Here is a 23559-nt window from a genome sequence, read left to right on the forward strand (position 1 = left end):
TCCCTGCAAATTGAGGCGGCCGGCCGGTAGACTGCCCGATCAGCGGCGAGGCAAATCTAGGCAGTCTGCCGCTGATCGACAACCGATGATATTTCGCACGAGCCATTAGAAAAATTTGGGAGTGGGCATGATCCGGCCTCAATTACCGTTGAATGCATTGCGCGCCTTCGAAGCCTCGGCGCGGCATTTGAGCTTCACCCGGGCGGCGGTGGAGTTGTGCGTCACGCAGGCGGCGGTGAGTCATCAGGTCAAGAGCCTTGAGGCTCAGCTTAACGTAACCCTGTTCAAACGCCTGCCCCGTGGCCTGATGCTGACGAGTGAGGGCGAAACCCTGTTGCCGGTGCTGCGCGAATCCTTCGACCGGATTGCCGAAACCCTGGAACGACTGGAAGGCGGGCATCACCGGGAAGTATTGACCGTGGGCGCGGTGGGGACGTTTGCAGTGGGTTGGTTGTTGTCGCGCCTGGCGGACTTCCAGTCGAAACATCCGTTCATAGATTTGCGCCTGTCGACCAATAACAACCGGGTGGACGTGGCGGCTGAAGGGCTGGATTACGCGATCCGTTTCGGTGCGGGGGCGTGGCATGGGATTGAAGCGGTACGGTTGATCGAGGCGCCGCTGTCGGTGTTGTGTGTGCCCGAGATTGCCCGGCAACTGCGCGAGCCGGCCGATCTGTTGCAGCAAACGTTGTTGCGCTCCTATCGAACGGACGAGTGGCCGGACTGGTTCCACGCATCGGGCCTCTCGACCCACGCCGCACCGCCCCAGAGCATCATGTTCGACTCGTCGCTGGCGATGATGGAAGCGGCGCTGCAAGGGGCGGGCGTGGCGTTGGCGCCGCCGCTGATGTTTGCGCGGCAACTGGCGGCGGGGGCGATTGAGCAACCGTTCGCCATTCACATCACCACGGGGAGTTATTGGTTGACGCGGTTGCAGTCGCGACCGGAAACGTCAGCCATGGCGGCGTTCAAGACGTGGCTAATTCAAGCAACACACCTGTAGGAACAAAGCTTGCTCGCGATGACGGCGGCCCATCCAACATCCATGTGCCGGGCAGACCGCTATCGCGAGCAAGCTTTGCGCCTACAGAGTCCGGTGGGTGTCAGCGCACCAGGCACGGCCGCTTGTTATCGAATTTCCAGCCCGGGATCAGAAACTGCATCGCCACGCTGTCATCCCGCGCGCCCAGGCCCATGCCTTTGTACAACTCATGGGCCTTGGCCAGTTGATCCAGATCCAGTTCCACACCGAGCCCCGGCTTCTTCGGCACCTGCACGCAGCCGCCGACAATCTGCAGCGGTGCCTTGGTCAAACGCTGGCCGTCCTGCCAGATCCAGTGGGTGTCGATGGCGGTGATTTCACCCGGCGCGGCCGCCGCAACGTGGGTGAACATGGCCAACGAAATGTCGAAATGGTTGTTGGAATGCGAACCCCAGGTCAGGCCCCATTCGTGGCACATCTGCGCCACGCGCACCGAACCCTGCATGGTCCAGAAGTGCGGGTCGGCCAGGGGAATGTCCACTGACTGCAACTGGATCGCGTGACCCATTTCCCGCCAGTCGGTGGCGATCATGTTGGTCGCGGTTTTCAGGCCGGTGGCGCGGCGGAATTCGGCCATGACCTCACGTCCGGAGTAACCGTTTTCCGCGCCACACGGGTCTTCGGCGTAGGCCAGCACCTGATGCTGATCGCGGCACAGGCGGATCGCTTCTTTCAGTGACCAGGCGCCATTCGGATCGAGGGTAATTCGCGCATCCGGGAAGCGTTCGGCCAGGGCCGTCACCGCTTCGATTTCTGCGTCGCCACTGAGCACGCCGCCCTTGAGCTTGAAGTCCTTGAAGCCGTAACGCGCATGGGCGGCCTCGGCCAGGCGTACCACGGCGTCGGCCGTCATGGCTTTTTCGTGACGCACGCGAAACCAATCGTTATCGGCGTCCGCTTCGCTGCGATAGGCGAGGTCGGTCTGGTTGCGGTCACCGACATAAAAAAGATAACCGAGCATCTTCACTTCGTCGCGTTGCTGGCCTTCGCCGAGCAGCGCGGCGACCGGCACGTCCAGATGCTGGCCGAGTAAATCGAGGAGGGCGGCTTCCAGGCCAGTGACCGCGTGAATGGTGATGCGCAGGTCGAACGTCTGCAGGCCACGGCCACCGGCATCGCGGTCGGCAAAGGTCTGGCGCACTTGATTGAGGATCTTCTGATAGGTGCCAATCGGGCTGCCGACCACCAGCGAACGCGCGTCTTCCAGAGTCTGGCGAATACGCTCGCCGCCGGGTACTTCACCGACACCGGTGTGCCCGGCGTTGTCGGTGAGGATCACAATGTTGCGAGTGAAAAACGGCCCGTGGGCACCACTCAGGTTGAGCAGCATGCCGTCGTGCCCGGCCACCGGAATAACCTGCATGCTGGTGATGATCGGTGCTTTTGCAGTGTCTTGAGGGTTCATTTTTATTGTCCTTGACTACGGATATTCAGGCGTGGCTGGAAGTGGCTTGGCCGACGACGGCGGGGGCTGGTTTGGGCGTATTGCGCGCGGCGAAAACGATGATCGCGGCGATGATCGAAGTCGCGGCCAGGCCATAGAGTCCGCCCTGGATCGAACCGGTGTGTTCTTCCAGAAGACCAAACGTGGTTGGCGCGACGAAACCGCCGAGGTTGCCCACCGAGTTGATCAACGCGATCACCCCGGCAGCGATCCGCGCGTCCAGGTACGCCTGGGGAATCGGCCAGAACAGTGACGACGCCGACTTGAAACCCAGGGCCGCGAAGCAGATCGCGACGAAGGCGAAGATCGGCCCGCCAGTGGTGGACATGAACATCCCGGCAGCGGCGATCAATAGCGCCGCAGCGACCCAGGCTTGCTGATGTTTCCACTTGGCGGACAACGCGGCGAAGGCGTACATGCCGACAATCGACAGCAACCACGGGATCGAATTGAACAGCCCGACCTGAATGTCGCTGAGGTCGCCCATCTTCTTGATGATGCTCGGCAGCCAGAAGGTCGCGGCGTAAATGGTCAGTTGAATGAAGAAGTAGATCAGGCAGAACAGGATGATCTGGCGATCCTTGAGCAGTTTGCCCAACGACGGTTTGATCGGCGTCGCGGCTTCGCGAGCCAGTTGTTCGTCGTCGATGGCTTTGACCAATGCGTCCTGTTCGTCGCGGCTCAGCCATTTGGCGTCGTGGGGTTTGGAGTCGAGCCAGAACCAGACGAATACGCACAGGCCCACCGAGAACATGCCCTCAATGAAGTACATCCATTGCCAGCCATGCAAACCGAAACCTTCGATCTGCAAGAGCATGCCGGACAGCGGCCCCGAGATCAGCGACGCAACCGCCGAGCCGCTGAGGAAGATCGCAATCGCTTTGCCGCGCTCAACCCCGGGCAACCAGCGGGTGAAGTAGTAGATCACCCCCGGGAAGAACCCGGCTTCGGCCACGCCCAGCAGAAAGCGCAGGATGTAGAAGTGGGTTTCGTTCTGGATGAAGGCCATGCCGGCAGCCACCAGGCCCCAGGTGAACATGATGCGGGTCAGCCAGATGCGGGCGCCGACTTTTTGCAGCAGCATGTTGGAGGGGACTTCAAACAGCGCGTAACCGATGAAGAACAGGCCGGCCCCGAGGCCGTAGGCGGCAGCGCCGATGCCCAGGTCCTGTTCCATGTGGGCGCGGACGAAACCGATGTTCACGCGGTCGATGTAATTGACGATGAACATGATCACGAACAACGGCAGAACGTGACGTTTGACTTTCGAGATAGCGGATGCGAGGACCGAATCGGTGCCGTCGTTCATCCCGGACAGGGCTTTGTTCACTTGCGTTTCTCCCACTGATTATTTTTATGCGGGGTGCGGCTGGTGTTGTGATGTTGATAGACATCATACAACTGCATTTTTTCGTCGTGCAAGGGCTGTTGTCCAACAAAATGGCGCTTATTGGGCGATTAGTTATTCTTTCTTTGATTGAATTGAGTGGTTTTTCAGGCCGTTACAGCGATTTTGTTGAGTGTTGTCATACAAGTTAAGCGCTGTTTTCTGCGGTGCCCGGTGCTACGATCCCGATAGCCCTGCTTTTCGGATGATCGCCATGCAAGAAGACCTCGATGCACCTGCCCGCAAGCGCAGCCACAACCTCGCCCATGACCTGGTGGCCAAGCTGACCCAGAGCATCCTGCTCGGCCAGATGCTGCCGGGGGACAAGCTGCCGTCAGAGAACACGATTGTTCAGGAGCATGGCGTCAGTCGCACCGTGGTGCGCGAGGCGATCTCCAAGTTGCAGGCCTCGGGACTGGTGGAAACCCGGCACGGCATCGGCACCTTTGTCATCGAGCGCACGGCGGAGCAGGGGCTGCGGCTGAACGTCGACACCGCGCTGGGCGTGCGCAGCATTCTGGAGTTGCGCATGGGGCTGGAAACCCAGGCCGCCGCATTGGCCGCGACCCGTCGCACCGAGCCTCAACTGGCGCAGATGCGCGAGGCGCTGGATGACTATCAGCGCCTGCTGGCCAACAACGACAGCTGCGTTGAAGCCGACAAACGCTTCCACCTGCTGATCGCCGAAGCCACCGGCAATGTCTGCTTCACCGAGATCATGCAGCACCTGGGCAGTGCAATGATCCCCCGCACCCGGGTGAATGCCGCCGAGCGCGGCGCCACGGATTTGAGCAAGCTCGGGCAATTGGCCAATCAGGAACACGAGGCGATCCTCAACGCTATCAAGCGCCAGGACCCGGACGCGGCCCGCGCCGCCATGTGGCTGCACCTGACCAACAGCCGCGACCGCTTTCTGGCCCAGGGCTGACAACCGTTGGTCTAGTCGATAGCACGCCGTTCCTGCCTCCGCTTCCAACTGATATGGCTCGGATCAACCGGGCCACATCAGTGAGGTGCATCATGGCTAACGATTCGATGTTCCAGGGCGGAACCCCCCATACCGACCCGACCAGACCCATGCCCGGCACGGACGAACCCACGCTGGACTCGGATGCACCGGCAGGGATGGACCCTTCACGGGACCCGGCCTTGAGTGACGAGGATCGTCCCGAAGACTGGAAAGACCCGGCCGCCGATGAAGACGTACCGGCAGCGGATGAAGAGACGCCGCTGTCCGATGACCTGCGGTAAACAGAACCCGGCCATGGCGCCGGGTTTCTTTAAACCCCTGCCACACGAGCCACCACCGGCCTGCGCTCAAGATTCAACGCCAGCACGCTGATCAACACCACGACCGCCCCGACAATCACCATCAACGCCGGCCGTTCCCCCAGCGCCACCGACGCAATTGCCATCGCCGTCGGCGGCACCAGATACAGCGTCATCGCCGCACGGCTCAAATCCACATGGGCCAGCACAAAGGCCCAAGCCAGGTACGCCAAGGCACTCGGGAAAATGCCCAGTCCCATCACGGCGATTTGCACATCCAGCGGCGCCTTCGCCACCTGCTCCGCCAACCCCGGCAAATACACCAGCAACAGCACGGTCCCGGACCACACCGAGCAGCAGGTCAGGGTCAAACCGTCATAGCGCCCGGTGTGATGTTTTTGCAGGGCGAAGTAAACACTCCACGACACCGCCGCCAGCAAAATCAGCAAGCCGTGGGCGTCAATGCTGCCCAGCCCTTTATCGCCGGCCACCACGATGACCACGCCGATCAGCCCCAGTAACACGCAGCCCCAGCGCCAGGCGCTGACTCGATCCTTGAACACAAACCGCGCCAGCAAGGTGCTGAATATCGGCGTCGATTGCGCCAACACGCTGGAGGCCCCGGCGCTGACGCTTTGCTGACCGAAATTCAGCAACACATGGTGCAGGCTCACGGCAAAGAAACCGAGGGCGATCAGGAAGGGCAGGTCACGGAGTTTCGGGAGGCTGATGCCGCGCCATAGCGCGATGATCGCCATGAACACCGACGCCACCAGAAACCGCATCAGCGCCAGATGACCCGGGTCGTAAGCCTGCAAGCCAATGTGGATGCCGGTCGGTGAATAACCCCAGCATGCGACGACAAACGCCATGGCCAGGATGATTTTCAGAGCGGGTGAGAGTCGCGGCATGGTCGTGCACCTGTGGGCGGATGCACTCAGTATCAGAACCCGGATCATTCGCCACAACTGACTTATACTGCGCCAACTCTTCACTTTGGGTGATGTATGGAATTGGCTCAGATTCGCATGTTCAAGACCGTCGCCGACGTCGGCAGCATTGCCCGGGCGGCGCAGCTGTTGCACTGCGTGCCGTCGAACATCACGGCGCGGATCAAGGCGCTGGAAGCCGAGTTGGGGGTGGCGCTGTTCCTGCGCGAGGGCCGGGGCCTGCGGATCAGTCCGTCGGGGCAAACGTTCCTGGCCTATGCCTCGAAGATCCTCGCGCTGACCGCTGAAGCCAAGCGCGCACTGGACCCGTGCGCCGAGCCGTCCGGGCCGCTGCGCATCGGCGCCATCGAATCCTCGGCCACCGGGCGCTTACCGCGCTTGTTGGCCAAATTCCACAAACGCTATCCCGGTGTCGCCCTGGAGCTGACCACCGGCACCTGGAGTCAACTGCTCGACGACACCGCCAATCACCGCCTCGACGGTGCCATCGTCGCGGTGGATGTCGAGCGCTCACAACTCAAGCGCACGCCGATGTACCGCGAAGAGCTGCTGCTGATTGCCTCGACGTCCCTGGGGCCGGTGCGCGACATCACCGATTTGCAGGACAAAACCGTGTTCATGTGGCCCCAGGGCTGTCCCTATCGCGCGGCGCTGGAGCATTGGTTGCTGCGCCAGGGGCAGGCGTTGCCGATTGTCAGCCTGGCCAGTTACGGCGCGATTGTCGGTTGCGTCAGTGCCGGGGCCGGCGTGGCGCTGGTGCCCAAAGGCGTGTTCGATCAATTCGCCAAAGGCGCGGGCTGCGCCGGGTATGAGTTCCCGGAGCTGACGGCCGTGGAGAATTTATTCTACTGGCACGAAAATGCCGGGGTTCACCCGGCGCGGGAGGCGTTTGTGGGGATGTTGCGCGAAGAGTTCGCCTGAACAGGCGGTATTCCACAATAAACGGAACCCCCCGTAGGGGAGCTGCCGAAGGCTGCGATCTTTTGATCTTGATCTTTAGCATCAGTGAGATAGCTCAAGATCAATAGATCGCAGCCTTCGGCAACTCCTACAGTTGTTTGTGGGAAATTTCTCGCGCTAAGGCAGGAAAAGCCCTACATGAAATTGACGTTGCGGGCGACCAAACTACCGAATTCTTGGGTTTTCAGGGGTTGGTGGTGGATAAAGCACTCGATAGGTTTGTTCTTCGATTACCTGAGGGTTTGCGCCTCACGTTAAAACGTATTGCGAAAGAGAACAGGCGAAGCCTGAACGCCGAAATCGTCATTCGAATGGAGCAATCTTTCGCGGCTCTGGAGCGGGGCACATCGGGGGATGATGAAATCAGACTGGCTTTGATTCGTGAGGTGCTCGGAGCTAACCAGACACTGGAGAAGATCGAAGCCACTGCTGATTCGGACTGACCCCGGAAGCGGCTTCGCACAGCATGCCCTTCAGCCCGGATGCGACATGGCCAGGACCTTCTCCCTGACAAACTCCAAAAAGGCCTTGGTCAAACGTGACGCCACCATGCGCTCGGAAGTGACAACGCCATATTCGAAGTCAATCTCAGGCTGGAATGGGCGTACCAGGACCTGGTCGCCCAATGTATCGGCGACCGCAGGATCAATGATGGACACGCCGGCACCGAAACTGACGAAAGACGCGATGACCGTCGATAGCTGGCATTCGACGCTCAGTCGGCGCTCCACCTGATATTTGGCAAACAGCTCATCAATCATTCGTCGGGTATCCAGCGCCTGGGGATAGGAAATGAACGGTTCGCCGGCCAGGTCCTGCGCAGTGATGTGGTCCCGGTCTGCCAGGCGGTGGCCGATCGGCAGAATGCAACGCATGGGGGCGGTGAAAAGTCGTTCGAGCTTCACACCGGGTTGCCAGGTGGTATACGTCACGAAGCCGACGTCACATTGTTCGTTGGCCACCATTTCACTGACGATTTTGGTGCCGTGAACCGCAAATATCACGGTGACCCCTTCGTGCCGTGCCATGAACTCCGCGATCCAGGCGGGCAACAATCCTGCGGCCAGGGCAGGGGCGCAAGCTACGGTCAGTGCACCTTTGTTCAATGAGCGTATCTGGCGCGCGGCATGGGCAATTCGTTCGACGCCGACAAACGAGCGCTCCACTTCGCGGTAAAGCAGCACGGCATCAGCGGTCGGAAACAGGCGCGCCTTTTCGCGTACGAACAGCTTGAATCCGACATCCTCTTCCAGATCAGCAATCAACCGCGTCACCGCCGGTTGAGTCACGCTCATCATCTCTGCCGCGCTGGTGATCGAGTGCCTGATCATCACGGCGCGAAACGCCTCTAGCTGCCTGTTTTTCATAACAATGCGTGCTCATTATATTTGGACATTCGTTTGCCTGATATTTGGCCACTGGCGTGATTTCACTGGAATGACATCCATCGACCAACCGCGGATAAGACTCAGATCATTGCGCAGAATAAGCGTTTCAGCAGATTTTGTGGACGCTTGCGTATCCTTGGAAACCATAATATTTAGACATGGATGTTGTGCAAATTGTGATTGGACCCCCTGATTTCAATTGCTGACACTGGATCTGCCCGGAAAGTGCGGGCATCGACAGTGGTCCTCATATCAGGAGTCAACATGATCAGAAGGTTTGCCCCCGCCCTCATCGCGGCCTCGCTGTTCGCCAGCCACGCACACGCCGAGCAACCCACCCTTTATGTCGCCGTTTTCGGTGGCTCTTTCGAGCAGTTGCTCAAAGACCAGATTGTGCCGCCCTTCGAGAAAGCGACCGGCAGCAAAGTGATTCTGGTACCGGGCGACACGACCACCACCATGGCGCGTATGCAAGCCCAGAAAGGCAAGCAGACGCTGGACGTGGCGTTTCTCGATGACGGTCCCATGTCCCAGGCGGCGCAGCTGGATTATTGCGAGACGCTGAGCGATGCCCCGGTCTACAAAGACCTGTACGACGCGGCGCATTTCAAAAGCAACAAGGCTGTCACGATCGGTCTCGACGGCACGGGCATTGTCTACAACGAGCGGGTCTTTGCCGCCAAGGGCTGGGCGCCGCCGACGTCCTGGAAAGACCTGGCCAACCCTTTGTATAAGGGGCACGTGCAGTTTCCCAGCGTCACCAATGGCTATGGGATTGAAAGCCTGGTGATGTTTGCGCGGTTCAATGGCGGCAGCGAGCAGAACATCGAGCCAGGTTTTGCCGCGATAAAAGCCAGCGTGGCGCCTAACGTTCTGTCCTTCGATCCGTCACCGGGGAAAATTTCCGAGCTGTTCCAGAACGACAGCCTGTGGATCGGCGCCTGGGGCGCAGGCCGCACCCAGGCCCTGCGTAATCAGGGTGTACCGGTGAAGTTCGTCGCCCCCAAGGAAGGCGCCATGGCCCTGGGCCTGAGCGTGTGTCCGGTCAAGCACGACGCGGTTAATGCCTTGGCCCAGAAGTTTGTCCAGTACACCTTGACCCCGGACGTGCAGGCACTGTTCGCCGATGAAGAGGGCGTGGCCCCGGTCAATAAGCACACCGTGCTGCCACCGGCCGTGCTGGCCAAGGTGCCTGACACGGCGACCGTCGCGGCGATGCTCAGCGTTGACTGGGACGTCGTCAACGCCATGCGTCCTGCCTGGATCCAGCAGTGGAATCGCCAGATCGAGCAATGACATCAGCGTCACAGGCAGGGCGGCCGACAGTCGTCTTGCCTGGGCCAGCACGCGCCCGCACAAGCGAACAGTGAGTCTAATAAAAATGAGCTATTTGAGTATCGAAGGCCTGAGCAAGTCGTATGGCGACGTGACGGTTTTGCACGGGGTCAACCTGAATATCGAGCAGGGTGAATTCATTTCGTTGCTGGGGCCGTCAGGCTGCGGCAAGACCACGACCTTGCAGATGATCGCGGGCTTCATCGATCCCAGCCACGGCGATATCCGTTTGCAAGGCCAGTCGTTATTGGGGCGGCCACCCGCCCAGCGAGGCCTGGGCATGGTGTTTCAAAGCTACGCGTTGTTCGTGCACATGACCGTTCGGGAAAATATTGAATTTGGTTTGCAAATGCGTGGCGTGGCCCGTGCCGAGCGCGGGCGTCAGGTGAGCCAATCCCTGGAGTTGGTGCAACTGGGCGCCCATGGCGACAAGTTTCCGCGCGACCTGTCCGGCGGCCAGCGCCAGCGCGTCGCACTGGCCCGGGCCCTGATCATCAAGCCGCCCTTGCTGTTGCTCGATGAGCCGCTCTCCAACCTCGACGCCAAACTGCGTCACGACATGCAAACCGAACTGCGCAGCATCCAGCGCCAGGTCGGCACCACCACGATCATGGTTACCCATGATCAGGACGAAGCCCTGGCCATGAGTGACCGGGTCGCACTGCTGGACCGGGGGCGCATCGTGCGCTTCGATAAACCCAACCATTTGTACGACGATCCGGGATCGCACTTCGCCGCCGATTTCATTGGCCGTGCCAATCTGCTGGACGGTGAAATCGTGCAGCGTGGCGGTCAGCGCCACTTCATCTGCGGTAGCGGCAGCCTGGTGCTGGATGCCCAATTGCCGTGTGGTGCTGCAACGTTCTCGTTGCGCCCTGAGCGTATCGATCTGGTTGAAGGGCCTGCCGCCATGCTCTACGGAAAAGTGGCGGGTTGTGTGTTCAAGGGCAATTGCTGGCTGCTCACGGTCATGACCGAACTCGGCGTGCTGCAAGTCATGCGGGCGAATCGCGGTCAGGTGGCGGTGGTGCCCGGCGCACAGGTGGGTTTGTCGTGGGAGCCTTCGGCCCTGCGCCACGTGATGTCCAGCAGTGCTCTGAAGACCGGGGTGGCGCCATGAGTCAGGCGTCTGTGTTGACCTCCCGTCGACGCACCTTCCAGTTCAGCAGCAAAGCACTGCTGCTCTTGCTGCCGGCCAGCCTGTTGTTCATCGCGCTGCTGGCCATTCCGATGCTGATGACGGGCGAACTGAGCCTGCATGAGTTCAATGTGGCCACCAGTGAGGTGCTAGCGACGCGCTCGTGGCACAACTACGTCCTGGTGCTGTTCGACCCTTATTACCAAACCATTTTTCTGCGCACCCTCGGTCTGGCGTTGGCGGTAACGGTGGGCGCCGTGGTGTTGGGCGTGCCGGAGGCGTACATCATTTTTCGCATGCGGCCGCGCTGGCGTGCGTTCTTTTTGATCATGACCCTGGCACCGCTGCTGATCTCGGCGGTGGTCCGGACCCTGGGCTGGTCAATCCTGTTGAGTCAGAACGGGATCGTTTCAACCCTCCTCGTGTGGCTTGGCCTTATCGATGGCAACGCGCAGATGCTGTTCTCGTTCTGGGCCGTGGTTGTCGTCCTGATCCACGCGCTGGTGCCACTGGTGATTTTGTCTGTGTGGACTTCGCTGCAAGGCATCGACCCGCAAAGCTGTAACGCCGCGCTGAGCCTGGGCGCCGGGCCGATGACGGTCTGGCGTCGGATCGTCCTGCCCCAGGTGTTACCCGGCGTGCTGTCCGGCAGCCTGATGACCTTCGCCCTCAGCGCCAGCGCCTTTGCCACCCCGGCGCTGATCGGTGGTCGGCGCCTGAAAGTCGCGGCCACCGCGGCCTATGACGAATTTCTCAACACCTTGAACTGGCCGGTGGGCGCGACCATCGCCGTGCTGTTGCTGCTGCTCAACCTGCTGGTCATCGGCGTGTACGGCAAGCTGCTTGAGCGCCGAATTCAACGACGTCTGGGGCGCTGACATGAACAAGAACGGATTGTTTTCGCTGGTGTTTCACACGTTGTTTTCCGTGTTCCTGGCGGCGCCCTTGGTGATCGTCTGCCTGGTCGCCTTTACCCCGGGCAACATGCTCAGCGTCCCGACGCTGCACTTCTCGGTGCGCTGGTTTGTGGCGCTGTTCAATGACAATGGCTTCATCACCGCGTTCTGCAACAGCATGGGCCTGGCAACGCTGGCCGCGACGGGGGCGGCACTGCTGGGCGTGCCTGCCGCAATGGGATTGTTGCGTTACACGTTCCCAGGCCGGGCCGCATTGAACGGCTTGTTACTGTCGCCGCTGATGATTCCGCCCGTGGTGTTGGGGGTCGCGTTGTTGCGGCTGTTCAACGGGTTTGGCGTCAACGGCTCGTTTACCTCACTGGTGTTGGCCCATGTGATGTTGATCTTCCCGTACTCCCTGCGCCTGATCATGGCGTTGATGGTGAGCCTGTCCCGGGAGCCGGAGCATGCGGCGATGTCCCTGGGCGCCAGTGCCTGGATCACCTTTCGCCGCATCACGCTGCCCGCGCTGCTGCCGGGCATTCTCGGCGGCTGGGTGTTGGCCTTTGCCAGCAGCTTCGACGAACTGACCGCGACCATTTTTCTTGCCTCTCCGGCGACGATCACCTTGCCGGTGCGCATCTACATGAGCATGACCGAAACCATCGATCCCATGGTGGCGGCGGTCGCAGTGGTGATCATCGTGGTCACTCTGGGTTTGATGTTTCTGCTGGACCGTCTGGTGGGGCTCGACAAAGTGCTGATGGGGAAAAACTGATGAAAAACGACTACGACTACGTAGTGGTCGGTGGCGGGTTGGTCGGGATGGCCATCGCTTACGGACTGGCCAAACGCGGTGTTCGCACCCTGGTGCTCGATGGCGAGGATTCCAGCGTACGTGCCGCCCGGGGCAACTTCGGCCTGGTGTGGGTCTCGAGCAAGGGTTCGCGGCAAATCGATTACGCGCGCTGGTCATTGGAGTCATCGCAGCTGTGGCCCGGCTTCTGCCAGGAACTCGAAGACGCCAGCGGCATGAAGCTGGGTTATGAAAAACCGGGTGGAATCATGATTGCCATGAACGAGGAGAGCCTGGCCAGCAGTGCGGCGGCGCTGGAAAAGCTCCATGCGCAAGACAGTCGCTTGAGCTATGAAGTGCTCGATCATGGGCAATTGGCACAGCGCATTCCGGCCGTGGGGCCGGACGTGGTGGGTGCGGTGTATTCGCCCCACGATGGCCATGTCAGTCCGCTCTACACCTTGCGCGGCCTGTTCGCCGGTTTCGAACGCGCCGGGGGCGTTTATCGGGCTGACTCGCGGGTCGATTTGATTGTCCCGCGTGACGGTGGCTTCCGCCTGACCGCCGGCAAACAGACCTTCGATGCCGGCAAAGTGGTGCTCTGCGCCGGCCTCGGCAATCGCGAGCTGGCACCGATGGTTGGTCTGCGCGCGCCAGTCGTGCCGCTGCGTGGACAGATCCTGGTCACCGAGCGGGTCAAACGCTTTCTCGACTACCCGACGCTCTCGGTCCGGCAGACCGCCGAAGGCTCATTGCTGTTGGGGGACTCCGCCGAAGACGTGGACATGGATGACGGCGTGACGCCGGGCATCATTGCGCACATCGCGCAGAAAGCCATCGCGCCGTTTCCGCTGCTCAAGAACGTACGCGTGGTGCGGGCCTGGGGTTCGTTGCGGATCATGACCCCGGACAGCATGCCGGTCTACGAAGAGTCGCTCGAGCATCCGGGGGCATTCGTTGCCTTGTGCCACAGCGGCGTCACGCTGGCGGCCGCCCATTGTGAACAACTCGTACCCTGGCTCATGGGTGCGCCTCGTCCCTCACTTCTCGACTACTTCTATGCCAAACGATTCGCTGTTTAGCGCGCTCGCCGCTGCGCCAGCCGCCCAGGTTCCAATCCTGATCAATGACCGGCCGTTCAGCGTGCCGAACTACATGACGGTCGCCGCTGCGCTGCTGAGCGTGGGGGTCACCCAACTGCGTGAAACGCCGGTGTCGAACGCACCGCGGGCGCCTTTTTGCATGATGGGCGCCTGTTTCGAATGCCTGGTGGAAATCGACGGTGTGCCCAATCAACAGGCCTGCATGACGTTGGTGCAGCCGGGAATGACGATCCGATCGATGATCGGTGCCAGGAGCCTGAAATGAGCATGATCCATGTTGACCTGCTGATCATCGGTGCCGGTCCGGCGGGCATGAGCTGTGCGGTGCAAGCCAGGGAAGCGGGGCTCAATGTGTTGCTGTTGGACGAAAACCAGCAACCGGGCGGGCAGATTTATCGCAGCGTGGCGCAGTCGCCGCTGGCGGATCCTGATGTGCTGGGCAAGGACTATATCGTCGGCGCGGCGCTGGTGAAGCGCTTTCTGGCGAGCGGCGCGACCTATTGGTCAGGCACCTTGGCATGGCAAATCACACGCGACCGACAGGTGAGCTTCACCCGTAATGGTGCCAACGGCGGCAGTGGGCAAATTCAGGCGCGAGCACTGGTCATCGCCAATGGCGCCCAGGAGCGGCCGGTGCCGTTTCCCGGTTGGACGCTGCCGGGCGTCATGGGCATCGGTGCTGCGCAAACCCTGTTGAAGTCCGCCGCACTGCTGCCGAGCCAGCGGGTGGTGCTCGCGGGCAGCGGGCCATTGCTCTATCTGTTTGCCTGGCAGTTGATCCGGGCGGGCAGTTCAGTGGCGGCGATACTCGACACCACGCCACGAGCCAATCGTTTTCCGGCGCTGCGTTATCTGTTTTCAGCGTTGCGGGCACCGGGCTATTTGTTCAAGGGTATCGGCTTGTTGAAGACGATTCGCGGCAGTGCCATACCGCATATCCATCATGTCGAAGCGCTCACTGCGCAGGGGCAGGGCGCTGTGGAGAGCGTCCGTTATACCGTTGGCGGTCGCGAAGCGCACATCGACTCCGACCTGCTGCTTGTGCATCAGGGCGTCATTCCCAATGTCCAGCTGACGCGTTCGCTGGGCTGCAAGCATCTCTGGGACGACGTGCAGTTGTGCTGGCGCCCTGAGCTGGATGAGTGGGGCCAGACGTCGTTGGCAGGCACCTACGTCGCCGGGGACGGTGGCGGCATCGATGGCGCCAAAGTGGCGGAGCTTTCCGGGGCACTGACCGCCCTGCAAGTCGCTCTGCAACTGGGCTTTTTAAGTGAAACCGTTCGCGACAAACACGTGCGCCCACTCAAACGCCAATTGGATCGCCACCGCGCCATACGGCCGTTCCTGGACACGCTGTATCGGCCCGCAGACATTTTTCGTCGGCCGGCAGACCAGACCATCGTCTGTCGCTGTGAAGAAGTCAGCGCCGGTGATATCCGCGCCATGAGCCGATTGGGTTGCAGCGGGCCGAACCAGACCAAGTCATTCTCACGCTGCGGAATGGGCCCCTGCCAGGGGCGCATGTGCGGGATCACCGTTGGGGAGATACTGTCCGAAGCCAGGCAGGCGCCGATGCAGGCGGTGGGTTATTACCGGATTCGTCCGCCGATCAAACCCGTGCAATTGATTGAGCTGGCAAACGCTTATGTTCCGGATGTGAATGCGGCGCCGTTGGCGGCGTTTGTTCCCAAATAATTGAATGTCATGTTGATGACTCTCCACACAAGGCCTCTAAAAATGAAAGATATCGTTCGTATCGACAGTAATCATCGGATGAGCCGCGCAGTGGTCTGTAACGGCTTTGTTTTCGTCGGCGGACAAACCGCTTCCGACGCCACGCAAGACATCAAAGGCCAGACCGCTCAAGTCCTGCAGAAAATAGACGGGTTTCTGGAAAAGGCCGGATTGGACAAGACACGCATCGTTTCCGCGCAGATATGGCTGGCGGATATTCAGGCGGATTTTTCCAAAATGAACGAAGTGTGGGATGCGTGGGTGCCCCAAGGTCACACGCCTGCCCGTGCGACGGTGGAGTCGCGTCTGGCGTTGCCGGAGTTGCTGATTGAAATCACGGTGGTGGCGGCTGCCTGAGCTGCCAATGCCGATCATTTGAGTCACCTCACGATCTGTGTAGCAGCTGGCGAAGCCTGCGTTTGGCTGCGAAGCAGGCGTAAAACCTGGGCACAAGGTCTTACTGATGCACTGCGTTGCCTGAATTCACGACTGCTGCGCAGCCGAACGCAGGCATCGCCAGCTGCTACAGAACCGTGCTTGGCTGATATTGCGCCTAGGAAATTTCCTACAGATCAGGGAGATAAATCCTTCGCTCGCTGTGTCATGAAATAGCCACAATTTTGCTTCCACGTATTGCAGGGTAAGCAGCGAGATGGATTCCCCTAGCGTTCTCGTATTAGAAAATCACTCGTTTCGGCGTGGTGTGTTGGTCACGGCGCTGCAGCATCTGGGCGTCATCGATATTTTGCAGGCCGATAACAGCGAAGGGGCGATGGCGCAGATCCGCCGCGCGGGGGGCGTGGATATTGTGCTCTGTGACCTGGGGAATACGGCCCTCAATTGTCAGGACTTTCTGCATTCTGTCGGGCAGAACGGCATGGTCCGGGCAGTTGCCCTGTGCAGTGAGTTCCGGCCGGAGCTGCGTCGCGCCGTCGAACAGATGACCAACTTTGCCGGATTGCAGTTGCTGGGCGTCCTGAGCAAACCCACGCAGTTGTATTCGTTGCAGCAAATCTTGCAGCGCTATGGTCATCGGCGCCTGTTACCGGACGTCGATCCCGCAACGCCATACAAGTTGCCCAGCGAAGAGGATGTTCGCCGGGGCCTGGCGTTGGGGGAGTTCAAAGCCTGGTTCCAACCCAAGTTCGAGCTGAACGGCACGGTATTGGCCGGGGCTGAAGCGTTGGCGCGTTGGGAGCACCCGGTCAGGGGGCTGCTATTGCCCAAGGACTTCCTGGCCGCAGTGCTGGCCTATGACCTGATCGATGAAATGCTCAAGCAAATGCTGGAGCAAGGGATGAGTCTGCTGCATGCCTTGCGCCAGTCCGGCCTGGGTGTGGAATTGGCCTTCAACCTTCACGCTTCGCAACTGGCCCGCGATGACCTGACCGACCACATTCACCACGTCTTGAAGTCCAACGACTTCCCGGGGTCGACGTTGTTGTTCGAAGTGGCCGAAAACGGCTTGCTCGACATCCCAAGGGCGATCCGGGAAAACCTGCTGCGCCTGCGCATGATGGGGTGCAGCCTTTCGATCGATGATTTCGGCATGGGTTTTTCCTCGCTGACACTGCTCTGCCACCTGCCATTCAACCAACTCAAACTTGACGGGCAACTCGTGCGCTCCATTGCCGATCCGCGCACCAGGGCCATGGTCACCAGCACCGTGGCACTGGCCCGGGTACTGAACATGAGCCTGGTGATCGAGGGGGTCGGCAGCCAGATGATTCGCGATGGGCTGGTGGAGATGGGCTGTTCATTCGGTCAGGGTTACCACTTGGCGCGGCCCATGGATGCCCAGCGGTTCGTGCAATGGTTGCAGAGCCCGAAAATACCCGCTTGAAAACGTCGGCGCAACGTCGGAAAGATTTCGATAGGGCTGCCGATTACGTAGTGAGGTGAGCTACATAGGTCGGTGAATTGTTCCATACTCTTTTGATGCATGGCTCTTCCCGTCACTGGTATCTCCTGTGCGTATTACCGTGAGGTTCAAATGCATAAAGCATTGGTTGTAGACGATCATCCGTTCATTCGGGCAACTGTAAAAGTGTTGCTGGAACGCGAGCAATTCGAAGTCGTCGCCGAGGCTGATAATGGCGTGGATGCGGTGCAACTGGCTCGCAAGCACGACCCGGAACTGATCCTGCTGGATATCGCCATGCCGAGCCTGGATGGATTGGAAGTCATCAACCGGATCAGCGCGCTGAAACTGTCGAGCAAGATCCTGGTATTGACCTCCCAGTCCGCCGCCTTTTATGCCATGCGCTGCATGAAAGCAGGCGCTGCCGGTTATATCTCGAAAACCGATGAATTGAGTGAATTGAGCAAAGCGATCAAGGCGCTTATGGCGGGCTATACCTTCTTTCCCAACCTGGCGGGTAATTCCGTACGCCGAAGCGATATCGATTCCACTGAGCTGGAGATGATCCGCGGCTTGTCCGATCGTGAACTGGTGATTTTGCAGCAACTGGCCCGGGGCCTGAGCAACAAGGAAATCGGAGATGCCATGTTGCTGAGCAACAAGACCGTCAGTACCTATAAAACCCGTCTGATCGAAAAACTCAACGTCAAGTCGGTGGTGTATCTGGCCGACTTCGCCAAGCGTAATAATCTGATCTAGATGAAAATTTATCTGCGCAACTATTTGCTTGCCGTCTGTCTGCTGGGAGCGTTAGGAAGTGCCTCGACAGCACAGGCCGAGGCGCAATCGCTGAACCTCTTCGGCCGTTCAAATGGCGCGAACGCTGCTGTCGTTCTGGAGGAGGCGGATTGGCGATGGTTACGCAACAAAAGCTCGCTGCGCCTGGGCGTGTCGGCGCCGGATTATGCGCCCTTCGATATGGTTACCAACGGCCAGGATTACGAAGGTATCACCGCCGATTATGCCGAGCTGTTGGCCACCATGCTGCACATCAAGGTCGAGGTTCGGCGTTATGACTCACGAGCCGAGGTGATCCAGGCGCTCAAGCTCGGTGAGCTGGATCTGGTGGGCACTGCCAACAGTTTCGACGGGGCCGATCCAGAGCTGGCGCTGAGCAGTGCCTATGCCGATGCGCCGTCGGCACTGGTGACCCACAGTGGCTCGGATCAGGTATTGGCGCCTGACCTGGCAGACAGTCGCCTGGCCATGCTTGACCACTATCAGCCGACAGACGCAGTCCGGGCCGCCTATCCCAAGGCGCAGCTGCAGTTTTACCCTTCGGCCCAGGGCGCGATCGGTGCCGTGGCGTTCGGACACGCGGATGCTTACGTGGGGGATGCCATCAGCACCCATTATCTGGTCAACAAACACTTCCTCAATGACGTCCACCTGACGGCATTGTCCGGGGTGTACAGCACGCATTTCTCCTTTGCCACGCCCCAGAGCAATCGTCATTTGTTGCACATCGTCGATGCCGCGCTGGCGGTGATCCCCATCACTGAGCGCATGGCGATTCTGCGCCGTTGGAGTGCCGGTGACACGAGCCTTTCCGGGCTTCATCCGCTGCAGCTCAGTACGGCCGAAGAGCGCTGGCTGAAAAAACATCCGCGCCTGACCGTGGCGGTTAATGACAGCCTGGCCCCCATGTCCTTCTTCGATGATCAGGGTGAGTTCCGCGGCATCAGTGCCGAGGTGCTGGCCAAGATCAGCCAGCGCACCGGTTTGAAATTCGATGTGCTGCGCGGCAACTCGATGGACAAGTTGATCGAGCAGATCCGGGTCGGCAATGCTGATCTGATCGCGGCGTTCACGCCCACTACCGAACGCGAAGGCGAGCTGCGGTTCACCCGTCCTTATTTGACTAACCCATTTGTCCTGATCACGCGGGACGAGTCGGACAGTGCGCAAACACTGGACGGCATGGTCGGTAAAAAACTGGCACTGCGGCGCGGCAATGCGCTGTACGACTTCATCAGAGATAAATTCCCCGGCATTGAGTTGATCCAGACCCAGACTGCAGCCGATGCCATGGTGTTGGTGGACAAGGGGGAGGCGGATGGCGCCATCAACTCGCTGATCAATGGGCGTTACTTGATTTTGCGCCAGTTCCGCGACCGCCTGCACATTGCCAATGTCGTCGGTTTGCAGTCGGCCCAGGCGAGTTTCGCCACCGACCGTGGGGCGCTGGAGTTGTACTCGATCCTGGACAAAGCCCTGCAAAGCATTCCCCCGGAAGAACTGGATGAGCTGACCGGCCGTTGGCGCCACGACGTGGTGATCGATAATGACAACTGGCTGCACCATCGCTCGGCGGTCATCCAGGGTTTTGTCCTGTTTGCGCTGTTGTTGTTGATGGCCGTGGTTTGGATCATTTACCTGCGCAGGTTGGTGTCCACTCGCGAAAAGGCCGAATTGGCGCTCAACGACCAGATGGAGTTCATGCGCGTCTTGATCGACGGCACCCCCCACCCGATTTATGTCCGTGACCGTCAGGGGCGGCTGGTGAGTTGTAACTCGGCTTACCTTGACGTGCTGGGTGTCACACGCGAGGCGGTGATGGGTCAGAAGATTACCGACAGCATACTGATCGGTCATTCCGATACCGAGACCTTTCAGGCCGAGTACATAAAGGTGATGGAGGAGGGTACGCGGTGGATTCAGGATCGTACGTACACCCTCAACGACGGCGAGGTGCATACGGTCTATCACTGGATGTTGCCGTATCACACCAGTGACGGCGTGGTCGCCGGCATCATCGCCGGCTGGATCGATATCAGCGACCGCCAGCGCCTGTTGGATCAATTGCAGAGTGCCAAGAAAAGCGCCGATGATGCCAACCGGGCGAAAACCACGTTCCTGGCCACCATGAGCCACGAAATCCGCACCCCGATGAATGCCGTGATCGGCATGCTCGAACTGGCCATGAAGAAAGCCGATCAAGGCGTCATGGACCGCTTCGCCATCGAGGTGGCTTCTGGCGCGGCGCGGGGTCTCTTGGACCTGATCGGTGACATTCTCGATATCGCCCGCATTGAATCCGGTCGCCTGTCCTTGACCCCGGAACGGGCCAGTTTGCGCGAGTTGGTCGAGTCGGTGGTGCGCATGTTCGAAGGGGTGGCGCGGCAAAAAGGCCTGCGGTTGTTGCTGGATTTTGATCTCAAGGCCAGTCGCGATGTGCTGATCGATCCGCTGCGTTTCAAACAGATTCTGTCCAACCTGCTGAGCAACGCGATCAAGTTTACCGACGAAGGCGAGGTGCGCTTGAGCGTGCAGGCTGCGCCCGGCGTGTGCGGCGAGCGGTTGGCGCTGCATGTGCAAGTCAAGGATTCCGGCATTGGCATTTCCACCTCGGATCAGGAGCGGCTGTTCAACCCTTTCGGCCAGGCCAGCAATAATAATCAGTCGGCGCGGGGTGGTTCGGGGCTGGGCCTGGTCATCAGCCGGACCCTGTGTGAAATGATGCACGGCCAATTGCACCTGAGCAGCGTGCCGGGTAAGGGCACGCAGATTGATATCCGTCTCGATCTGCTGATCTTGCAACCTGTGCCCGCTGCCGAATTGCCGGCGGTCGAGCTGGCGTCTCAGGCGTGGGTGCTCAATATCCTGGTGATTGACGACTACCCGGCCAACCGCTTGCTGCTTTCCCAGCAATTATCCTATCTCGGTCACGGTGTCTGCGACGCCGAGGATGGCGCCCATGGCCTGCGCGCCTGGCGCAACGGCAACTTCGATGTGGTCATTACCGACTGCAACATGCCCGTGATGAACGGTTACGAGCTGACGCGGGCCATTCGTGATGAGGAAAAGGCTTCGGGGGCCGAGCCGTGCCTGATCCTGGGATTCACTGCCAATGCCCAGCCGGAAGAAAAAGAACGCTGCCTGGCCGAGGGCATGGACGATTGCCTGTTCAAACCCATCAGCCTCCTGGAGTTGAGCGCCAGACTGGCCTCAGTACAACCCGGTACCAAGTCATTACCCCTTGGCGCGCCGATGCCAGAGATTGATGGCGACATCAATTTGAGCAGCTTGCAGCAACTGACCCGTGGTGATCGCAACGCGATCAAAAACCTGCTCGGTGATCTGGCGTCCAGTAATGAAGAAGACATGTTGCGGCTGATCAAACTGTTCGGCGAGCATGACTTGTCAGGTCTTTCCGATCTGGCCCATCGAGTCAAGGGCGGCGCCCGCATCATCAAGGCGCAGAGCCTGATCCTGTGCTGCGAGCAATTAGAGGTCATCTGTATGGGTTCGGACTCGATCCTGTTGACGGAGGCGGTGGACGCGTTGCAGCAAGCGATGGAGCGATTGGCGCAAACGCTGGAGCAGCGCATGGCTGATCCGGTGCTGTAAACCCCGGTGTGGGGCGGAAACTCCCGACCCTGACTTGAGTTCACTTTAGTGCACAAGATCAGTCCTCTAGTTTGCGGCCCCTGCGCTTGTTCAACTGCTGCAACAGTCTTTCCATTTGCACTGTCAGGTTCTGCAGGGTCGCGGCGCCTCTATCGCGATCTTCGCCGCGCCACGATTCACTATGTGCAGTCAGCAACTTCAGGTTGTCTTCGTGGCGCCTGATTAATACCCGTAGTTGATTTCGCTCTTTAGTCATCTCGGACTCTGTCTTGGGAAAGTTGGCTAATAACTGCATACAACGAGCGCTAAACATTAGTGATGGATACAACGTTGTGTATGTAGGAAATTTCTCAAAGAACCAGCATTCCGCTGACGATATGCTGCATTACCGGGAGGGGCGTGACGTTCGGAAATTTCCTACATTCAGGGAGAAATTTCCTAACGATACCCACCGGCCTACGCCGGACAATTGGCTCATTCCTTTCATTGTGAGCCGCGTCCATGCCCATGCTCCCGTTGCGCATCCTGGTTCTTGGCGACAACGCCTTCCATCGCTCGATTGCGGTGAACATGCTGTGGCAATCCGGATGCCAGGAAGTCTTCGTAGCCAGCGATGCCGCACAAGCCCTGGCGATCCTGGGGCAGGTCGGTGCGGTGGATATCACCCTGTGTGACCTGCGCATGGACGGTGTCGACAGCCTTGAGCTTCTGCAGAGCGTGGGGCGATCGCGTCTGGCGGGGGCGATCATCATCAGCAGTTCGCTGTCGGCCGATGTGCGTCGGGCGGTGGGGCAACTGGTTTCGATGTTGGGGATGGTGTTGCTCGGGGATGTCAGCAAGCCTTTGCAGTTCGGGGCGCTGCAACGATTGCTGGCAAAACACATGCACGAACCCATTGGCGAACGGGTCGTGCCGGCGGTGACGGTGCAGGCCTCGGAAGAGGAGGTGCGCCGGGCATTGGCCGATCAGCAATTGCAGACTTACTTTCAGCCAAAATTCGACCTGATGACCGGCGAAGTCAGCAGCGTCGAAGCCTTGGCCCGTTGGCACCATCCCTCCGAAGGTGTACTGCCGCCCTCGGTGTTCATGCCGATTATCGAGCGTTGCGGGTTGATGGATGACTTGCTGATCCTGCAAATGGAACAAGGCTTGAGGCTGCAGCGGCAGGTACTCAGGCAGGGATTGGCGCTGAATATCGCCTTCAATCTGCACGCTGTGCAATTGGTGAACGCAGGACTCACGTGCCGGATCAAGACGATGCTCACCGCGCATGATCTGCCCGGTTCAGGGCTGACGTTCGAGTTGACGGAAACGGGTCTTCTCGAAGCCCCTGCAGCCAGTCTGGAAAGCCTGGTGCGCTTGCGAATGATGGGTTGCAACCTGTCGATCGATGATTTCGGCGCGGGGTTTTCGTCGTTGCAGCGCCTGTGTCAGTTGCCGTTCAACGAAATCAAACTCGACGCCGAGTTTGTTCGCGGGCTCAAACAAGAGCCGCGCTGCCGCGCCGTTATAAAAAGCACCCTGGCGCTGGGCGAAGCATTGGGCATGACGGTCGTCGTCGAAGGGATCGAAACCGAAGAGCAACGTCAGGTATTGCTGGAACTTGGCTGTACGCAAGGGCAGGGCTACTTGTGTTCCCGACCGATGACGGCGGCGGGTTTATTGAACTGGCTGGATCTTCAGCGGATGGCGGCGGTTAGTTGCTCGGGAAATTTCCTACAAACAGCAGGAAATTTCCTAACTTAATCATGTTGGCAAGTCGAGACAATACAATCTCTTAATTCCTTGGTAGTTGCTGTTACTTGCATAAAACGAAGATTTAACACTTGTCGTTTCAGAGGCGGAG

General features: G+C 59.6%; 21 protein-coding genes. 17 read left to right on the top strand and 4 right to left on the bottom strand.

Features of this window, described 5'->3' with window-relative positions; translation table 11 throughout:
• Positions 1–127: 127 nt before the first annotated feature.
• Entirely contained in the window at positions 128–1003 is an 876-nt protein-coding gene (locus ACZ89E_RS02610) for a LysR family transcriptional regulator (RefSeq protein ID WP_463257952.1), read from the top strand.
• Positions 1004–1103: 100 nt separating this feature from the next.
• On the opposite strand, the gene gudD is transcribed toward ACZ89E_RS02610, so the two are convergent.
• Positions 1104–2447, bottom strand: coding sequence for a glucarate dehydratase (gene gudD / locus ACZ89E_RS02615; protein WP_149661858.1), 1344 nt, complete (start codon positions 2445–2447; stop codon positions 1104–1106).
• Positions 2448–2472: 25 nt separating this feature from the next.
• The gene (locus tag ACZ89E_RS02620) at positions 2473–3795 is read right to left on the bottom strand and encodes an MFS transporter (RefSeq protein ID WP_372242373.1); all 1323 of its coding nucleotides are present in this window, start codon (positions 3793–3795) and stop codon (positions 2473–2475) included.
• A 292-nt stretch (positions 3796–4087) separates the two neighbouring features.
• Between ACZ89E_RS02620 and ACZ89E_RS02625 the strand changes: the two genes are divergently transcribed.
• Positions 4088–4801 carry a FadR/GntR family transcriptional regulator gene (locus ACZ89E_RS02625; protein ID WP_476254777.1) on the top strand — a complete coding sequence of 238 codons (714 nt, stop codon included), beginning with the start codon at positions 4088–4090 and terminating at the stop codon, positions 4799–4801.
• 92 nt (positions 4802–4893) lie between these two features.
• Positions 4894–5124 carry a hypothetical protein gene (locus ACZ89E_RS02630; RefSeq protein ID WP_476254778.1) on the top strand — a complete coding sequence of 77 codons (231 nt, stop codon included), beginning with the start codon at positions 4894–4896 and terminating at the stop codon, positions 5122–5124.
• Between the two features lie 29 nt (positions 5125–5153).
• On the opposite strand, the gene ACZ89E_RS02635 is transcribed toward ACZ89E_RS02630, so the two are convergent.
• On the bottom strand, positions 5154–6053 hold the full coding sequence (locus ACZ89E_RS02635; protein ID WP_149661862.1) for a DMT family transporter: 900 nt from the start codon (positions 6051–6053) through the stop codon (positions 5154–5156).
• Positions 6054–6149: 96 nt separating this feature from the next.
• Here ACZ89E_RS02635 and ACZ89E_RS02640 point away from each other — a divergent pair, with 96 nt between their 5' ends.
• Both ACZ89E_RS02640 and ACZ89E_RS02645 read left to right on the top strand, forming a co-directional pair.
• Positions 6150–7013 carry a LysR substrate-binding domain-containing protein gene (locus tag ACZ89E_RS02640; RefSeq protein ID WP_149661863.1) on the top strand — a complete coding sequence of 288 codons (864 nt, stop codon included), beginning with the start codon at positions 6150–6152 and terminating at the stop codon, positions 7011–7013.
• Positions 7014–7249: 236 nt separating this feature from the next.
• The gene (locus ACZ89E_RS02645) at positions 7250–7495 is read left to right on the top strand and encodes an Arc family DNA-binding protein (protein WP_476254779.1); all 246 of its coding nucleotides are present in this window, start codon (positions 7250–7252) and stop codon (positions 7493–7495) included.
• Between the two features lie 30 nt (positions 7496–7525).
• Here ACZ89E_RS02645 and ACZ89E_RS02650 read toward each other — a convergent pair whose 3' ends face one another.
• Positions 7526–8419: a LysR substrate-binding domain-containing protein gene (locus ACZ89E_RS02650; RefSeq protein WP_476254780.1), complete on the bottom strand. Its 894-nt coding sequence runs from the start codon at positions 8417–8419 to the stop codon at positions 7526–7528.
• Positions 8420–8704: 285 nt separating this feature from the next.
• Between ACZ89E_RS02650 and ACZ89E_RS02655 the strand changes: the two genes are divergently transcribed.
• The 12 genes from ACZ89E_RS02655 to ACZ89E_RS02710 all read left to right on the top strand — a co-directional run bounded on the left by ACZ89E_RS02655 (position 8705) and on the right by ACZ89E_RS02710 (position 23459).
• Positions 8705–9736, top strand: a complete 1032-nt coding sequence (locus ACZ89E_RS02655) for an ABC transporter substrate-binding protein (RefSeq protein WP_476254781.1) — start codon at positions 8705–8707, stop codon at positions 9734–9736.
• A gap of 85 nt (positions 9737–9821) precedes the next feature.
• Complete coding sequence (locus ACZ89E_RS02660; RefSeq protein ID WP_476254782.1) at positions 9822–10895, top strand: ABC transporter ATP-binding protein; 1074 nt, start codon at positions 9822–9824, stop codon at positions 10893–10895.
• Positions 10892–11791: an ABC transporter permease gene (locus ACZ89E_RS02665; protein ID WP_149661868.1), complete on the top strand. Its 900-nt coding sequence runs from the start codon at positions 10892–10894 to the stop codon at positions 11789–11791. The genes ACZ89E_RS02660 and ACZ89E_RS02665 overlap by 4 nt, the downstream gene beginning before the upstream one ends.
• A gap of 1 nt (position 11792) precedes the next feature.
• Complete coding sequence (locus tag ACZ89E_RS02670; RefSeq protein ID WP_476254783.1) at positions 11793–12587, top strand: ABC transporter permease; 795 nt, start codon at positions 11793–11795, stop codon at positions 12585–12587.
• Positions 12587–13687 carry an NAD(P)/FAD-dependent oxidoreductase gene (locus ACZ89E_RS02675; protein ID WP_149661870.1) on the top strand — a complete coding sequence of 367 codons (1101 nt, stop codon included), beginning with the start codon at positions 12587–12589 and terminating at the stop codon, positions 13685–13687. The genes ACZ89E_RS02670 and ACZ89E_RS02675 overlap by 1 nt, the downstream gene beginning before the upstream one ends.
• The gene (locus ACZ89E_RS02680) at positions 13665–13973 is read left to right on the top strand and encodes a (2Fe-2S)-binding protein (RefSeq protein ID WP_149661871.1); all 309 of its coding nucleotides are present in this window, start codon (positions 13665–13667) and stop codon (positions 13971–13973) included. Before ACZ89E_RS02675 ends, ACZ89E_RS02680 begins: the two co-directional genes overlap by 23 nt.
• Positions 13970–15403 carry an FAD-dependent oxidoreductase gene (locus ACZ89E_RS02685; RefSeq protein ID WP_476254784.1) on the top strand — a complete coding sequence of 478 codons (1434 nt, stop codon included), beginning with the start codon at positions 13970–13972 and terminating at the stop codon, positions 15401–15403. Before ACZ89E_RS02680 ends, ACZ89E_RS02685 begins: the two co-directional genes overlap by 4 nt.
• 42 nt (positions 15404–15445) lie before the next feature.
• Complete coding sequence (locus ACZ89E_RS02690) at positions 15446–15799, top strand: RidA family protein (protein ID WP_149661873.1); 354 nt, start codon at positions 15446–15448, stop codon at positions 15797–15799.
• A 346-nt stretch (positions 15800–16145) separates the two neighbouring features.
• Positions 16146–17285: an EAL domain-containing response regulator gene (locus ACZ89E_RS02695; protein WP_476257010.1), complete on the top strand. Its 1140-nt coding sequence runs from the start codon at positions 16146–16148 to the stop codon at positions 17283–17285.
• Between the two features lie 150 nt (positions 17286–17435).
• Positions 17436–18062 carry a response regulator transcription factor gene (locus tag ACZ89E_RS02700; protein WP_149661875.1) on the top strand — a complete coding sequence of 209 codons (627 nt, stop codon included), beginning with the start codon at positions 17436–17438 and terminating at the stop codon, positions 18060–18062.
• Complete coding sequence (locus ACZ89E_RS02705; protein ID WP_476254785.1) at positions 18063–21713, top strand: transporter substrate-binding domain-containing protein; 3651 nt, start codon at positions 18063–18065, stop codon at positions 21711–21713.
• 501 nt (positions 21714–22214) lie between these two features.
• On the top strand, positions 22215–23459 hold the full coding sequence (locus ACZ89E_RS02710) for an EAL domain-containing response regulator (protein WP_149661877.1): 1245 nt from the start codon (positions 22215–22217) through the stop codon (positions 23457–23459).
• The last annotated feature ends 100 nt before the right edge of the window (positions 23460–23559 follow it).

The organism is Pseudomonas sp. TE3899, from assembly GCF_056279105.1.